This window comes from Streptomyces sirii (assembly GCF_045690365.1).
GTDB classification, from domain to species: Bacteria; Actinomycetota; Actinomycetes; order Streptomycetales; family Streptomycetaceae; genus Streptomyces; species Streptomyces sirii.
This window is the reverse complement of record NZ_CP147982.1, coordinates 3,359,582-3,375,842: the sequence shown is the minus strand read 5'-3', so window position 1 is coordinate 3,375,842 and position 16,261 is coordinate 3,359,582. Positions and strand designations below refer to the sequence as shown.

Below are 16,261 nucleotides of genomic sequence, written 5' to 3'. Positions count from 1 at the left end.
GGACAGACCTTCGGCCGTGAGCCCACCATTGTGGCGGTGAGGGTGTCAACCGGGCGATGCCGGGGTCCGGACGGCTGTGCGGACGCGGGCGTACGGCCGGTGCTCCGGGCGGGTGCGCGCGAGGCGGCCGGTCCGCAGGACTTCCGTCGCGGAGGCCGGTTGTGGCGTGTTCTGTATGTTCGCGGGTGTCCCCGGCAGTGAAATCGCCTGCGTAGGGGATAATGTGACGTGGGTCACGTTTCGTGAGCAGATGCGTCTGCGATCGTGCCGAGTGGGTAGGGCCCACGTGTCCCACTATCGATGAACGGGAGGCCTTCGTGGCCGCGTCCGCTCAACTGCTCCTCGACGCCCTGTCCTCCAAACCGGGAGGTGCGACGGTGGAGTCCGATCTCTTCGACGGGGTGTCCAACCCCGACTCCGGCCTGGACGGCTCCGGCTCCTTCAGCTTCGTCGAGCCGCCCCTGACCAGCGAGCCCCCGCTCGCCGACGCCGCACCGCTGACCAGCGAGGTCCCGATCGCCGCCGAGCTGCCGCTGACCAGCGAGCCGACGGCCACCGGCCTGGGCACGGAGTCCATGGAGGTCTGAGAGCCCATGGGGCGTGCTCGGCTCGCCCGGTTGCACGGCGTCGCCACGTCGTACGCACCCGCACCGGGCAGGACCATCAAGATCGCCGACGACACCGTCGTCGCCGTGCTCGCCGCACTGGGGGTCGACGCCTCCACCCCGCACGCCGTACGCACCGCCCTGGCCGCGTACGAGGACGGACCGGGGCGCGCCCTGCTGCCCCCCACCGTCGTCGCCCGCCCGGGCCGGCCGCCCGACCTCGCCGGTCTCCCCGAAGGCACCGTCCTGAGGGTGGAGCCCGAGGGCGGGGAGGCCCCCGGCGGCCTGGCCGAGCCCGGTCCGCGGGAGCTGGCCCGGCTGCCCCTGGGCGTCCACACGCTCCGCGCCCACGCCCCCGACGGACGCCGTGCCCGCGCCCACCTGATCGTCGCGCCCGACCGGGTGCCCGCACCGCCCGGCCGCAGCCACGGCTTCCTGGTGCAGCTGTACTCCCTGCTGTCCCGGCAGTCCTGGGGCATGGGCGACCTCGGCGACCTGGCCGACCTCGCCGCCTGGTCCGGACGTGCGCTGGGCACCGGCTTCGTCCAGCTCAACCCGCTGCACGCGGCCGTCCCCGGCCCGCCCACCGACCCCTCGCCCTACCGCCCCTCCTCCCGCCGCTTCCCCGACCCGGTCCATCTGCGCATCGAACACGTCCCGGAGTACGCCCAGCTGGCCGGCGCCGCCCGCTTACGGGCCGACGAGCTGGCCGCCCGCGCCGGTGCGCTGCGCGCCGAGGTGCTCGACCGCGGCGCGCTGATCGACCGGGACGCGGTCTGGGCGCTCAAGCGCGAGGCCCTGGAGCTGCTGACGGCGGTCCCGCTCACGCCGGGCCGGCGGGCCGCCTACTGCGACTTCCTCGCCGAACAGGGGCGGGCGCTGGAGGACCACGCCACCTGGTGCGCGATCGCCGAGCGCCATGGCTCCGACTGGCGCGCATGGCCCGCCGAGCTGCGCGATCCGCGCTCCTCGGGCACGGCCCGGCTGCGGCCGCGGCTGCTGGCGCGGATCGACTTCCACTGCCGGCTCGCCTGGCTCACCGACCAGCAGCTGGCCGCCGCGCAGCGGGCCGCGCGGGACGCCGGGATGGGGGTCGGGCTGGTGCACGACCTCGCCGTCGGCGTCCACCCCTCCGGCGCCGACACCTGGGCGCAGCGGGACGCGTTCGCCGCGGGCATGTCCATCGGGGCGCCGCCGGACGCGTTCAACGCCCGCGGCCAGGACTGGGGCCTGCCGCCGTGGCGCCCGGACGCCCTGGCCGCCGCGGGCTACGCCCCGTACCGCGAGCTGCTGGGCGGACTGCTGCGGCACGCCGGCGCGCTGCGGATCGACCATGTGATGGGGCTGTTCCGGCTGTGGTGGGTCCCCGAGGGCCGGCCGCCGACCGAGGGCGCGTACGTCCGCTACGACGGTGAGGCGATGCTCTCGGTGCTGGCCCTGGAGGCCCACCGGGCCGGCGCCGCGGTGATCGGCGAGGATCTGGGCACGGTCGAGCCGGGAGTGCGCGGTGAACTCGCCGAACGGGGCGTCCTGGGCACGTCGGTGCTGTGGTTCGAGCGGGACTACGGGAACGGTGCAGGGGACGGGGATGGGGACGGCGAGTCGGCCGGGGACGCCGACGCGGCGGCCGACCCGCAGCCCGCCGCCGAGGCCCGCATCCTCGCCCCCGACGAGTGGCGCAGCGCCTGCCTGGCCACCGTCACCACCCACGATCTGCCGTCCACCGCCGCCCGCCTGGCCGGCGAGGACGTCGCCCTGCGGGAACGGCTCGGGCTGCTGGCCGGGCCGCCGGAGCGGGAGCGGTCCCGGGCGGCCTACGAACTCGCCGAGTGGCTGGGGGAGTTGGTGCGGCGCGGGCTGCTGCCGGAGGGGGCGGGCGACGAGGAGGCGGCGGTCAAGGCCGTGCACCGCTTCCTGCTGCGCACCCCGGCGCGGATGGTCGGGGTGTGGCTGCCCGACGCGGTGGGCGACCGACGCCCGCAGAACCTCCCGGGGACATGGGATGAATACCCGAACTGGCGCCTCCCGATTGCCGGCCCCGAGGGACGTCCGCAGACCCTCGAAGAGCTGGCGGCTTCGCCCCGACTCCACGCGCTGATGCGGGAACTGTCGTACGGACTGCGCTGAATCCCGGTGCTGCGCACACCCTTCCGGTCTCTCCCGCCGTCCGGCACCATGCCCTGGACACCATCCAGACATCCGACCATTCGGGCTGTGCTCGTGCTCGTCATGGTTCGGCGAGGTGGAGGGAACCATGGCTCTTCGCAGCACCCGGCGGACGCTGTGCGCGCTCGCGCTGGCCGCGGCCGCCGCGCTCGTCCCCGTCCACAGCTCCCAGGCCCAGTCGCCGCCGGCCGCCGGCCCCTGCGACCGGCCCGTACGCCCGGCCTCCCAGATGGCCGTCGAGCCCTGCGACACCCCCGAGCGGATCATTGACAAGGCCGCCCATATCGTCCCCACCAAGGGGCAACTCGCCTGGCAGCGCCGGGAGGTCACCGCCTTCACCCACTTCGGGATGAACACCTTCACCGGCCGTGAATGGGGCTCCGGCGCCGAGGACGAGAGGCTCTTCGACCTCACCGGGCCCGCCCGCTCCGGCTCCTTACGTCCGTTGCGCATGGACGCCGACCAGTGGATGCGCGCCTACAAGGCGGCCGGTGCCGAGCAGGTGATGCTCACCGCCAAGCACCACGACGGCTTCGTGCTCTACCCGAGCCGCTACACCCCGCACTCCGTCGCCGCGAGCCCCGGCCGCCCCGATGTCGTCGGCGCCTACGTCAAGGCCGCCCGCAAGGCCGGGCTGAAGGTCGGGATCTACCTCTCGCCGTCCGACGGCGCGGAACTCCCGCACGCCTGGCACGCCCGGTGGGTCGAGGAGATCCGCAAGAAGCAGCAGGAGGGCAAGCCGCTCAGCCCGCCCGAGCGGGTCGCGCTGGAGGACGGTGCGCACGCGCCGCGCGGCCTGGGCCGGTTCGGCAACGGCAGCGAGGTCACCGAGCGCACCATCCCCACTCTCGTCCCCGGTGACGACCGGGCCGCCGCCGTCCGCAGCGGCCGGCTGCCGGTCTTCCGCGTCCGGGCGGACGACTACGACGCCTACTACCTCAACCAGGTCTACGAGCTGTTCACCCAGTACGGGCCCCTCGACGAGCTGTGGCTGGACGGCGCGAACCCCTGGACGGACTCCGGCATCACTCAGAAGTACCAGGTCGCGCAGTGGTTCCGGCTGATCCACCGGCTCTCCCCGGACACCGTGGTCTTCGCCGGGCCGCAGGGTGCCCGCTGGGTGGGCAACGAGGACGGCGTCGCCCGCGAGACGGAGTGGAGCGTCACCCCCTCCGAGGCCGACCCGTGGACCGTCATGGCCGGCGGGCTGCCAAACGACTCCACCGACCCCGACATCGGCTCCCGCGCCCGGCTGCTGGCGCCCACCACCCGGTACCTCCAGTGGTATCCGGCCGAGGCCGATGTCTCGCTGCGGCCGGGCTGGTTCCACCACCCCGGTGAACGGCCCAAGACACCGGCGCAGTTGATGGACCTCTACGAAAGGAGCGTGGGCCGCAACGCCTCGCTGCTGCTGAACGTCCCGCCCGCCGGTGACGGCCGGATGGCCGCCGAGGACGTCGCCTCGCTCACCGCCTTCGGGGCGGCCGTGCGCGAGACCTACGGCAGGGACCTGCGGGCGGCCGGCCCGGGGCCCTGGACCTTCGACCGGATCGGGCTCGCGGAGGACATCCGTTACGGCCAGCGGGTCGAGCGTTTCGCCGTACAGGCGCGGACCGGCGGGACGTGGACGACGCTCGCGGGCGGCACCACCATCGGGCACCGGCGGATCCTCGCGCTGCCGCGGCCGGTGACCGCGGACGCCGTACGGGTCGTCGTCTCCGAGGCCCGCGGGCGGACCCGGCTCGCACCGGTGACCCTGCACCTCGCCCGGGGAGCGGGTGGCTGACGGGCCCGTTGCGCCACCCCGGGCGCGCGGGGCGGCGGGGCGTCCGATACGTTGACTTCGTGAGCAACAAGGTCAATAAGAATGTCCTGCGCGCCGGAACCATCACCGCCGGCACCGCGCTGATGCTGCTGATGTCGTCCCCCGCGTTTGCGCTCACCCGCGACGATGGTGACGACCCGGGTCCGGGTCTGAGCGTGATCGAGACGCTCGGCCTCTATGTCGTAGCCCCCATCGTGATCTTCCTGATCATCGCCGGACTCGTCATCGTGAGTGACAAGTCCCGCAAGCAGGCCCAGTCCTAGGACCTGCTCGCCCCACGGCCGCCGGTGCGGTCGGTACGGGGCACGAGTGACGCCTCAAGGGCGCCCATCGGTGACAAGAACCGAGGGGCGCCCTTTGTCGTACCTGGATATTTCCGCAGGTGAAAAAGGGGTTGCGAGGCGGCTATCGAGCGATTTTCGGCCGGTTTGTGAGGGGTTCGCGTTTAACCGGACCTAACCTACGATGACGTAACCTACGCAGCCGTAGGTCCAACCTACGGCCCCGTAGGTCATCGTCCCCCTGGAGTTCCCCCGTGACCATCGCCCCCGCCCGCCATAACGGAGAGCGCGGCCAGGCCGCCTGGAGCGACGCCCAGCTGCTCTACGCACTCGAAGAGGTCGTCGAGAAGGAACTCAACCGGCACGAGAAGGTCGCCAAGGAGTGGATGCCGCACCAGTACGTCCCCTGGAGCGACGGCCGGAACTTCCCCGGCGTCCTGGAGGATGGTGAGGCCTGGGCCCCGGAGCAGTCCAAGGTCACCGACATCGGCCGGATCGCCCTGGTGGTCAACCTCCTCACCGAGGACAACCTGCCCAGCTACCACCACGAGATCGCCACCCTCTTCGGGCGCGACGGTGCCTGGGGCACCTGGGTGCACCGCTGGACCGCCGAGGAGGGTCGGCACGGCATCGTGATGCGGGACTACCTGCTCACCAGCCGGGCCGTCGACCCCGACGAGCTGGAGCGGTTCCGCATGGCCCACATGTCGGAGGGCTTCGAGGCCGACAACTCGCACAGCATGCTGCACTCGGTGGCGTACGTCGCATTCCAGGAGCTGGCCACCCGCATCTCGCACCGCAACACCGGCCACCACTCCGGCGACCCGGTCTGCGACCGGATGCTCGCCCGGATCGCCGCGGACGAGAACCTCCACATGCTCTTCTACCGCAACCTCCTGGGCGCGGCGTTCGAGCTGGCCCCCGACCAGACCATGTGTGCCGTACGCGATGTGGTCACCGGCTTCCGGATGCCCGGTCACGGCATGCCCGGCTTCGAGCGGGCCGCAGCCCGGATGGCCATCGGCGGGATCTACAACCTGCGCATCCACCACGACGATGTGCTGCAGCCGGTGCTGCGCTTCTTGAAGGTGCTGGAGATCGGCGGTCTGGGTACGGCCGGCCTGGCGGCGCAGGAGGAGCTGGGGCTGTTCATGAACGGTCTGGACGGCCAGGCGCGGAAGTTCGACGAGCGGCAGGCGGCCATCCTCGCCCGCCGGGAAGCCCGCAGGTAAGGCGGCCGTCGGCCACGCATCTTTCAGTTTGCCTACAAGGTTCAATCGAAATTATTCGATGGACCTGATGTATTCGGGGCTGCCACGGTGGAGTCTCACCACCCCCGAAGAGAGGAAGCCGTGGCAGTCCTGGAGCGCGTCCGTATCCACCGCACGCCGTCCGCGCAGGGCGGAGGTGCCCCCGTGCGGACGGGGGAGAGGCCCGGTGCGGGGGCGAGGTCGCGAGCGGGCGTGGGCCTGGCCCTCGCCCTGGCGGCGACCGTGGTCTGGTCCGGCAACTTCGTCATCGCCCGGGCCCTGCACGACGCCGTCCCACCCGTCCAGACCGCCTTCTGGCGCTGGATCATCGCGCTGCTCGCGGTCGCGCCGCTCGCCCTCGCACAGGTCCGCCGCCAGTGGCCGGCGGTCCGCCGGCACCTCGGATTCCTCACGCTGGCCGCCCTGTTGGGCGTCACCTGCTTCAACACCCTCATCTACCAAGCCGGGCGCTCCACCTCGGCCACCAACATGGCCGTGATCGCGGCCGCCTCACCGATGCTGATCGCCCTCTTCGACCTCGTCGGCGGGCGGCGCGGTGGGACCCGCGAGAGGCTCGGCGCGCGCCGGGTGGCCGGCATGCTGATCGCGCTGCTCGGCGTCGTCACCCTGGTCGGCAAGGGCTCGCCGGCCGCCCTGTGGCAGCTCGAATTCGCCGCCGGCGATGTGTGGATGCTCGCCGCGACCACCACCTTCGCCGGCTACAGCGCCCTGTTGCGCCGCCGCCCCCAGGAGATCGGCGGGCTGGCCTTCCTCTTCACGACCTTCGCGCTGGGCGCGGCCATGCTGGCGCCCGCCTACGGCGTGAGCCTCGCCGTCGAGGGCGGTTTCACCCCCGGTGCCGAGACGGTCGGGCCGCTGCTCTACATAGGCCTGCTGTCCTCCGCCGTCGCCTACTTCACCTGGAACAAGGCGATCGCCCTGGTCGGCGCCGCCCGCGCCGGGGTCGTCTACTACCTCCAGCCGGTGTGCGTGGCGCTGCTCTCGCCGGTCGTCCTGGGCGAGCCCGTCGGGCCCGTGCAGATGCTGTGCATGGCGCTGATCGTGGCCGGTGTCGCCCTGGGGGCGGCGGGCACCCGGCGGTGAGGGGCGCGCCGGATGCGTACGCTGCCCGCATGGCCGACTGGGACATCAAGAAGCTGCGTATCCTGCGCACCCTCCAAGAGCTGGGCACGGTCACCGCGACCGCCGAGGCGCTGCACATGACGCCCTCGGCGGTCTCGCAGCAGCTGACCGGGCTGGCCAAGTCGCTCGGGGTGACGCTGCTGGAGGCCCAGGGCCGGCGGGTGCGGCTGACCGACGCCGCGCAGCTGGTGCTGCGGCACGCCGAGGCGGTCTTCGCGCAGCTGGAGCGCGCGGACGCGGAGCTGCTGGGCTACCTCCAGGGCGAGGTCGGCCAGGTGCGGGTCGGTGCGTTCTCCACGGCCATCCCCGCGCTGGTGGTCCCCGCCGTCCAGGAGCTGCGCCGCACGCACCCGGGCCTGTCGATCGCCGTCCGGGAAGCGGAGGCGGAGGCCGCCTACGAGCTGCTGGCGGAGGGCAGCGTCGATCTGGCGCTGTCGCTGGCCGCGCACGCACCCACCCCGCGCGACCCCAAGTTCAGCCGGGTCGCGCTGCTCGCCGACCCGTTGGACGTGGCGCTGCCGGCCGGGCATCCGCTGGCCTCCGAGCCCGGACTGCGGCTGGCCGACCTCGCGGGCGAGCCCTGGATCTTCGGCAGCAGCGGGCCCTGGTCGCAGATCACCACCGCCGCCTGCGAGAACGCCGGGTTCGTGCCCGAGCAGGCGCACGCCGCCGCCGACTGGAGCGCGATCTGGGCGATGGTCGCGGCCGGGATGGGGGTGGCGCTGGTGCCCCGGATGGCGATGGCGGGCGGTATCGGCGCCTTCGGGGGCGGGGAGCCGGGCGGACGGGACGGCCGCGCCCGGGTCGCGTTGCGGGTGCTGTCCGGGGACCAGCCGCGGCGCCATGTGGTCGCGGCCGTCCGGCGCGGCTCCGAAGGGGCGCCGGGGCTGGCCCGCGTACTGGCCGCGCTGCGCCAGGCGGCCATCGCCCAGGCGCCCCGGGAGGGCTTCCACACCGGCGGCTGAACGGGCGAACCGCCCGGCCCTATATTTCAGCTCTGCTGAACATATTCCTCAAAAACTTTCGATGGACCTGTGGGGTGGTCCGCTGCGACGGTGGACCGGTCCGCACCACCCGGCACATCGAAGGGCAACGATGACCAACACCCCGGCCGACACCACCGACCCGCACGCCAACGACGCCAACCCGTACGGCGGCGGAGACCCCTACGCCGACTACCGCGGCGGGGACTTCCCCTTCACCTCGCTCGTCGATCTCGCGGACCGCCGCTTCGGCGCCGGTGTGATCGCCGCGAACGACGAGTTCTTCGCCGAGCGCGAGAATCTGCTGAAGCCGACTCCGGCGGTCTTCGACCCCGAGCACTTCGGCCACAAGGGCAAGATCATGGACGGCTGGGAGACCCGACGCCGCCGCGGCGCCGACGGCGAGAACCCCTTCCCGACCGACGACGAGCACGACTGGGCGCTGATCCGCCTCGCCGCCCCCGGCGTGATTCGCGGCGTCATCGTCGACACCGCCCACTTCCGGGGCAACTACCCCCAGCAGGTCACCGTCGAGGCGACGTCGCTGCCCGGCAGCCCCGGCCCGCAGGAGCTGCTCGCCGACGGCGTGAAGTGGGAGGAACTGGTCCCGCGCACGCCCGTCCGCGGCCACGCCGCCAACGGCTTCGAGGTCACCGTCGAGCGCCGCTTCACGCATCTGCGCCTCAAGCAGCACCCCGACGGCGGTATAGCCCGCCTCCGGGTCTACGGCGAGGTCGTGCCGGACCCGGAGTGGCTCGATGTGCTCGGCACCCTCGACCTGGCCTCCGTCATGCACGGCGGCACCGTCGAGGACGCCTCCGACCGCTTCTACTCCTCGCCCACCCAGATCATCCAGCCCGATCTGTCCCGCAAGATGGACGACGGCTGGGAGAACCGCCGCCGCCGGGTCAAGGGCACCAACGACTGGGTGCGCTTCCGCCTCGCGGCCCAGGGCGAGATCCGCGCCGTCGAGATCGACACCGCCTACCTCAAGGGCAACTCCGCGGGCTGGGCCGCCCTTTACGGCTGCGACGCGGCCGCGGGCGACCCGGCCGACGACGCCTCGTGGTTCGAGATCCTGCCGCGCACGAAGCTGCAGCCCGACACCCCGCACCGCTTCGTGCTGCCGCGCCGGGTCACCGCCACCCACGTACGGCTGGACGTCTTCCCCGACGGCGGCCTCGCCCGCATGCGCCTGCACGGCGACCTCACCGAAGCCGGCCGCGCCGACCTGGTCCGCCGCTTCGACGAGCTCAACGGCTGAACCGCCCCCTGTTTGCCACCGGGCCCCGTAAGCAGGAGGGGGCGGGGCCCGGCGCACACTTCCCCCGCGCCCTTCAAGGCGCCGGGGGACACCCCATCGCCCGGCGGACGGCAACGCATCTGGCGCCCGTCCGCCGGGCGGCACCACACCTCGGCGGTGGGTTATGCCGCCGCGTCCGCCGCCTGCGCCTTCAGCGCCCGCTCGATGCCCGCTCGCGACTCCGTGACCAGGCGGCGCAGTGCCGCGCTCGGTTCGGCCGAGGCCAGCCAGGCGTCGGTGGCGTCCAGGGTCTCCTGGGAGACCTGCAGCGCCGGGTAGAGGCCCACCGCGATCTGCTGGGCCATCTCGTGGCTGCGCGAATCCCAGACGGACTTCACCGCGTCGAAGTACTTCGCGGTGTACGACGCCAGCAGCTCCCGCTGGTCGGTCTGCACAAAGCCGCCGATGACGGCCTCCTGCACGGCGTTGGGGAGCTTGTCGGACTCCACGACCGAGGCCCAGGCCCCGGCCTTGGCCTCCTCGGTCGGACGGGCCGCGCGCGCCGTCGCCGCATGCCGCTCCCCCGCCGAGGTCTTGTCCCGCTCCAGCTCCGCCGCGACGGCCTGCTCGTCCGCCCGGCCGGTGGCCGCCAACCGCTGCAGCAGCGACCAGCGCAGCTCGGTGTCCACCGCCAGCCCGGAGATCTCCGCCGTGCCGTCCAGCAGCCCCTGCAGCAGATCGAGTTGCTCGTCGGTACGGGCCGTGGCCGCGAACGCCCGGGCCCAGGCCAGCTGGTGATCGCTGCCCGGCTCGGCCGCCCGCAGGTGCTCCAGGGCCGCGTCGGTCCAGATCGCCAGCCCCTGCTCGCGCCACTTCGGTGCCGCGTACAGGTCCAGTGCCAGCTTCACCTGGCGGTGCAGCGACTGCACGACACCGATGTCCGACTCCTTGCCGATGCCGGACAGCACCAGCGACAGGTAGTCACGGGTGGCCAGTTCGGCGTCCCGCGTCATGTCCCAGGCCGACGCCCACGACAGCGCACGCGGCAGCGACTCGGTGAAGTCCCCGAGGTGCTCGGTGACGGCCTTCAGCGACTCCTCGTCCAGCCGGACCTTCGCATACGACAGGTCGTCGTCGTTGAGCAGGACGACGGCCGGCCGCCGGGCGCCCACCAGCTCCGGCACGGCGGTCCGCGCGCCGTCCACGTCCAGCTCGATCCGCCCGGTGCGCACCAGCTTGCCGTCCTGCAGCTCGTAGGAGCCGATCGCGATCCGGTGCGGCCGCAGCACCGGCTCGCCCTTCGCGCCGGCGGGCAGCGCCGGAGCCTCCTGCCGGACCGCGAACGAGGTGATCACGCCGTCCGCGTCGGCCTCGATCTCCGGCCGGAGGATGTTGATCCCGGCCGTCTCCAGCCACTTCTTGGACCAGGTCTTCAGATCCCGCCCGCTGGTCTCCTCCAGCGCGCCCAGCAGATCGCTCAGCCGGGTGTTGCCGTAGGCGTGCGCCTTGAAGTAGGCCTGCACGCCCTTGAAGAACTCCTCCATGCCGACGTAGGCGACCAGCTGCTTGAGGACGCTGGCGCCCTTGGCGTAGGTGATGCCGTCGAAGTTGACCAGCACATCGTCGAGATCGCGGATCTCGGCCATGATCGGGTGCGTGGACGGCAGCTGGTCCTGGCGGTAGGCCCAGGTCTTCATGGAGTTGGCGAACGTCGTCCACGAGTGCGGCCACTTGCTGCCGGGCGCGTAGGCCTGGCAGGCGATGGAGGTGTACGTGGCGAACGACTCGTTCAGCCACAGGTCGTTCCACCACTCCATGGTGACCAGGTCGCCGAACCACATGTGCGCCAGCTCGTGCAGGATCGTCTCCGCCCGCACCTCGTACGCCGCGTCCGTCACCTTCGAGCGGAAGACGTACTGGTCGCGGATGGTGACCGCGCCCGCGTTCTCCATCGCACCGGCGTTGAACTCCGGCACGAAGAGCTGGTCGTACTTCGCGAACGGGTAGGCGTAGTCGAACTTCTCCTGGAACCAGTCGAAGCCCTGCCGGGTGACCTCGAAGATCGCGTCCGCGTCCAGGTGCTCGGCCAGCGACGGCCGGCAGTAGATGCCCAGCGGCACCGACTGCCCGTCCTTCTCATAGGAGCTGTGCACGCTGTGGTACGGGCCGACGATCAGCGCGGTGACATACGTCGAGATCCGCGGCGTCGGCTCGAAGCGCCAGACGGTCCCGCTCGGCTCCGGCGTCGGGGAGTTGGAGATCACCGTCCAGCCCTCCGGGGCGTTCACGGTGAACTGGAAGGTCGCCTTCAGGTCCGGCTGCTCGAACGAGGCGAACACCCGCCGCGCGTCCGGCACCTCGAACTGCGTGTAGAGGTAGGCCTGCTGGTCCACCGGGTCCACGAACCGGTGCAGACCCTCGCCGGTGTTGGTGTACGCGCAGTCCGCGACGACCGTCAGCTCGTTACGGCCGGCCGGCAGCCCGCGCAGCGCGATCCGCGAGTCCTTGAACACCTCGTCCGGATCCAGCGCGGCACCGTTGAGCACCACCTCGCGCACGGCCGGCGCCACCAGGTCGATGAAGGAGTCGGCGCCCGCCTCCGCGACATCGAACCGGACCGTCGTCGCGGACCGGTAGGTGCCGCCCTCCTGCGCACCGGAGAGGTCGAGATCGATCTCGTACGCGTCCACGGTCAGCAGCCGCGCCCGCGCCTGCGCCTCGTCGCGGGTCAGATTCGTGCCAGGCACCCGGTCATCTCCTTCGCATCGGTTGTCGCATCGGACTCTTCGGCCATCCTTCCACGCGGTCGGCGCTGTGACCCGTGAGTAGGGTGAGTGGCAGCCGCGAGCGTCCGGGCCGGGGGAACGGCCATCGGGAAACGCGGCGTCCGGAACCCGCCGGCAATCGCCGCCCGGGCGGCCGACGCTGGACGCATGACGACCTACACTCCGCTCCCCATCCCCGCCGCCGCCCTGAAGGAACTCCGCCTCACCGACGACGCCGGACGGCCCGTCGAGCCCTACCTCGCCCGCGAGGACGGCGTACCGGTGGACTGCGTCGGCAGCCTGCTGCGCTGCTGCCTGCGGGCGATCCGGGCCGGCGAGCGGGTCGCGCTGGTGTCCTATGCGCCGCTGCGCCACTGGGCGGCCCGGACGGGGGCCGCTCCCGGCGCGTACGACGAGCAGGGGCCGGTGTTCATCCACGCCGACGAGTGCGGCGAGCCGGACGGCGACACCGCCGGCTACCCCCTCGCGCGCCCCGGAGCGCTGCGGACCCTGCGCCGTTACAACGCCCGGGGGCAGATCGTCGGCGGGCGGCTCCTGGAGATCCCCCAGGACGCCGAGGCCGGGTTCGACACGGCCTTCGCCGAGGCCTTCGCCGACCCGGAGGTGGCGCTGGTGCACGTCCGCGCCGTGGAGTACGGCTGCTTCCTGTTCGAGGTCCGGCCGACCGGCTGAGCGTCGCGCCGCCCGACGCGCGAGTGCCCGTACGGAACAGGGGTCCGTACGGGCACTCGGTGCGCTCGGGGTGCGGTCAGCCGCGCAGCTCCGCGGCGACCAGCTCCGCGATCTGGACGGCGTTGAGCGCCGCGCCCTTGCGGAGGTTGTCGTTGGACAGGAACAGCGCCAGGCCGTTGTCGACCGTCTCGTCCCGGCGGATCCGGCCCACGAAGGACGCGTCCTGGCCGGCGGCCTGGAGCGGGGTGGGCACGTCGGAGAGGGCGACGCCGGGGGCGCCGGCCAGCAGCTCCTGGGCGCGCGCCGGGCTGATCGGACGCGCGAAGCGGGCGTTGACCTGCAGCGAGTGGCCGCTGAAGACCGGAACGCGGACGCAGGTGCCGGACACCTTCAGCTCCGGGATCTCCAGGATCTTGCGGCTCTCGTGGCGGAGCTTCTGCTCCTCGTCGGTCTCGTTCAGACCGTCGTCGACGATCGAGCCGGCCATCGGCAGGACGTTGAAGGCGATCGGGCGGACGTACTTGTCCGGCTCGGGGAACTCCACGGCCGAACCGTCGTGGGCCAGCTTGGTGGCGTCCTGCTCGACCGCCTTGCGGACCTGGCCGTCCAGCTCCTCCACACCGGCCAGGCCGCTGCCGGAGACCGCCTGGTAGGTGGAGACGACGATCGAGACCAGGCCGGCCTCGTCGTGCAGCGGGCGCAGCACCGGCATCGCGGCCATGGTCGTGCAGTTCGGGTTGGCGATGATGCCCTTGGGGCGGTCCGTGATCGCCTGCGGGTTGACCTCGGAGACGACGAGGGGGACCTCGGGGTCGCGGCGCCAGGCCGAGGAGTTGTCGATCACGACGGGGCCCGCGGCGGCGACCTTCTCCGCCAGCGCCTTGGACGTCGCGCCGCCGGCCGAGAACAGGACGATGTCGAGCCCGGAGAAGTCGGCGGTGGCCGCGTCCTCGATCGTGATCTCGGTGTCCTGCCACGGCAGGGTGCGTCCGGCGGACCGGGCCGAAGCGAACAGCCGCAGCTGCTCGACCGGGAAGTTCCGCTCGGCGAGAATGCCCCGCATCACGCCGCCGACCTGTCCGGTGGCTCCGACGATTCCGACCCTCATGGGACTCCTTCTTTCTGACCTGACTTCGGTGACTGCTCCAGAACACCTGCTCAGTAGTGCCTCCATCATGTGTGTGACACCCGTCGCCTTGTCCAATCCATTCCAGTCTGTGGAGGGTCGGAGGGCCAGGTAGTCACACAGTGTGCCCCACTCGTAGCGGTGCGTACCAGCCGGGTCGGCGCGCGACACCCCTGATACCCCGCGGAGTGAACGCACGGTGACCGCCGGTCGCACCCCCGGGCAGGGCTCCGTGACCGGCCGATGGCGGCAGATCCCTGTGCGGTGATGGGTTCCCCCCGTTGCGGTGGCGTTCACGCGCAGGTCACTCCGGATGCCAACGATCCCTGGTGACAGGGCAGTTGTGCTGCGGGAGGACGACGAGCGGTCCCCCTCCCGCCACCACTGGTCCCGGCCGCCTTTGCGTTCGCACCCGGGGAGCCTCGCGTATGTCCCGTATACGGTCCGCCACCACTCTCGACCGCCGTACGTTCCTCGCCGCCACCGGCGCCGTCGGCGCCGCCACCGGGCTCGGCCTCGCCTTCGGCGTCGGCCCCGACCGGGCGGCGCAGGCCGCCACCGTCACCCCCGGCCCGGCCCCGGCCGCGCCCATCGCCGTCGACGCCCCCGCCGTCCCCCGCGTGCCGTACGCCAGGGGCACCACCCTCGGTTCCGCGGCCGCCCCGCGCGGCGGCGGAGGCTACCGCCGGCTCGCCGACGGCCCCGGCTGGGACCGGGTCGTGCGCGCCGAGCTGGCCGCCGCCCACGGCGGGCGCGAGGGGCGGCGCACCGCGCTGGCGTCGTTCGCGCAGTTCACCGATCTGCACCTGGTCGACGTGCAGAGCCCGCTGCGCTACGAGTACCTGCGCGCCGAGACCGCGAGCGCCTGGCGGCCGCAGGAGGCGCTGTCCGTCGCCGGCGTCGTCTCGCTGATCGAGCGGGTCAACGCGCTGCCCGGCGGGCCCGCCACCGGCGCCCCGCTGTCCTTCGTGATGACCACCGGCGACAACACCGACAACAACTCCAAGCTGGAGCTCCAGTGGTTCCTGACCGCGATGAGCGGCGGCCGGATCACCCCCAACTCCGGCGACCCGCGCCGCTACGAAGGCGTCCAGGACAGCGGGCTGAAGCTGTACTGGCAGCCGGACAGCGCACTGCGCGACGCCGACAAGCAGGTGGGCTTCCCGCGGCTGCACGGGTTCCTGGACGCGGCCATCCGTACGGTCCACAGCCCCGGGCTGCGGCTGCCCTGGTACTCCACGGTCGGCAACCACGACTCGCTGCCCGGCGGGTGCTACGCGCCCGGTGACCCGTTCTGGACCGAGGTCGCCACCGGGGGCCGCAAGCTGGAGACGCTGCCGTCCGCGGAGGCCGCCAAGGTGTGGAAGGCGGTCAAGAACGGCCTCGACCCCAAGGGTGAGGACTTCAAGCGGCTGCTGAAGAGCCACGCCCGGCAGGCCCGGAACGTCACCCCCGATCCGCGCCGGGCCCCGTTCACCCGCGCCGAGTACCTGCGCGCCCACCTCGACCCGGCGCACACCGGCCCCGGCCCGCACGGCCATGGCTACACCGCGGCGCACCTGGACGCAGGCCGCCTCTACTACACCTTCCGCGTCTCCGACGACGTCCTCGGCATCAGCCTGGACACCACCGACCCCGGCGGCCACTACACCGGCTCGGTCGGCGAGGCCCAACTGCGCTGGCTGGAGCGGACGCTGAAGCAGAACGAGCGGGGCGAGAAGGCGCATGTGCTGGTCTTCAGCCACCACACCAGCAAGACCATGAACAACACCCGCCCCGACCCGGCCCGCCCGCACGAGAAGCGGTACGGCGGCGCGGAGCTGGTCGAGCTGCTGGCCGCCCATCCCTCGGTCGTCGGCTGGATCAACGGCCACAGCCACAAGAACGACATCACCGCGCACGGCACCTTCTGGGAGGTCTCCACCGCCTCGCACATCGACTTCCCGCAGCTGGCCCGGGTCATCGAGCTGGTGGACAACCACGACGGGACGCTGTCGCTGATCACCACGCTGGTGGAGTCGGCCGCCCCGCACCGCACGGACTTCACCGACCTCTCGCAGACCGGGCTGGCCGCCCTCTACCGCGAGCTGTCCTTCAACGCGCCCGAGGCCCGTACGGACCTGGTGGGCACGGCCCGGGACCGCAACGTCGAGCTGCTGCTCAAGCGGCGCTGACGGACGG

The 16,261-nt window shown here is 72.4% G+C and carries 12 protein-coding genes; 10 read left to right on the top strand and 2 right to left on the bottom strand.

Features of this window, described 5'->3' with window-relative positions:
• The first annotated feature begins 317 nt into the window (after positions 1 to 317).
• The 8 genes from WAB15_RS15215 to alc all read left to right on the top strand — a co-directional run bounded on the left by WAB15_RS15215 (position 318) and on the right by alc (position 9,517).
• A complete protein-coding gene (locus WAB15_RS15215) occupies positions 318 to 587 on the top strand; it encodes a hypothetical protein (RefSeq protein WP_399146765.1) in 270 nt (89 codons plus the stop codon).
• A 6-nt stretch (positions 588 to 593) separates the two neighbouring features.
• Positions 594 to 2,732 (top strand): 4-alpha-glucanotransferase, encoded by a 2,139-nt coding sequence (gene malQ, locus WAB15_RS15210; protein ID WP_407286582.1) that lies wholly within the window; start codon positions 594 to 596, stop codon positions 2,730 to 2,732.
• Positions 2,733 to 2,859: 127 nt separating this feature from the next.
• Positions 2,860 to 4,557: an alpha-L-fucosidase gene (locus WAB15_RS15205; protein ID WP_407286581.1), complete on the top strand. Its 1,698-nt coding sequence runs from the start codon at positions 2,860 to 2,862 to the stop codon at positions 4,555 to 4,557.
• A gap of 59 nt (positions 4,558 to 4,616) precedes the next feature.
• A complete protein-coding gene (locus WAB15_RS15200) occupies positions 4,617 to 4,859 on the top strand; it encodes a hypothetical protein (RefSeq protein WP_393486828.1) in 243 nt (80 codons plus the stop codon).
• Between the two features lie 272 nt (positions 4,860 to 5,131).
• A complete protein-coding gene (locus WAB15_RS15195) occupies positions 5,132 to 6,109 on the top strand; it encodes an acyl-ACP desaturase (protein ID WP_407286580.1) in 978 nt (325 codons plus the stop codon).
• A gap of 120 nt (positions 6,110 to 6,229) precedes the next feature.
• Complete coding sequence (locus tag WAB15_RS15190; RefSeq protein ID WP_407286579.1) at positions 6,230 to 7,231, top strand: DMT family transporter; 1,002 nt, start codon at positions 6,230 to 6,232, stop codon at positions 7,229 to 7,231.
• 29 nt (positions 7,232 to 7,260) lie between these two features.
• On the top strand, positions 7,261 to 8,235 hold the full coding sequence (locus WAB15_RS15185) for a LysR family transcriptional regulator (RefSeq protein ID WP_407286578.1): 975 nt from the start codon (positions 7,261 to 7,263) through the stop codon (positions 8,233 to 8,235).
• A gap of 130 nt (positions 8,236 to 8,365) precedes the next feature.
• Positions 8,366 to 9,517, top strand: coding sequence for an allantoicase (alc, locus tag WAB15_RS15180; RefSeq protein WP_407286577.1), 1,152 nt, complete (start codon positions 8,366 to 8,368; stop codon positions 9,515 to 9,517).
• A 161-nt stretch (positions 9,518 to 9,678) separates the two neighbouring features.
• On the opposite strand, the gene pepN is transcribed toward alc, so the two are convergent.
• Positions 9,679 to 12,243 (bottom strand): aminopeptidase N, encoded by a 2,565-nt coding sequence (gene pepN / locus WAB15_RS15175; protein WP_407286576.1) that lies wholly within the window; start codon positions 12,241 to 12,243, stop codon positions 9,679 to 9,681.
• A 186-nt stretch (positions 12,244 to 12,429) separates the two neighbouring features.
• Here pepN and WAB15_RS15170 point away from each other — a divergent pair, with 186 nt between their 5' ends.
• Positions 12,430 to 12,954, top strand: a complete 525-nt coding sequence (locus WAB15_RS15170; RefSeq protein ID WP_407286575.1) for a DUF1203 domain-containing protein — start codon at positions 12,430 to 12,432, stop codon at positions 12,952 to 12,954.
• Positions 12,955 to 13,030: 76 nt separating this feature from the next.
• On the opposite strand, the gene WAB15_RS15165 is transcribed toward WAB15_RS15170, so the two are convergent.
• The gene (locus tag WAB15_RS15165; protein WP_399146756.1) at positions 13,031 to 14,062 is read right to left on the bottom strand and encodes an aspartate-semialdehyde dehydrogenase; all 1,032 of its coding nucleotides are present in this window, start codon (positions 14,060 to 14,062) and stop codon (positions 13,031 to 13,033) included.
• Positions 14,063 to 14,508: 446 nt separating this feature from the next.
• Here WAB15_RS15165 and WAB15_RS15160 point away from each other — a divergent pair, with 446 nt between their 5' ends.
• Entirely contained in the window at positions 14,509 to 16,254 is a 1,746-nt protein-coding gene (locus tag WAB15_RS15160; protein ID WP_407286574.1) for a TIGR03767 family metallophosphoesterase, read from the top strand.
• Positions 16,255 to 16,261 lie beyond the last annotated feature (7 nt).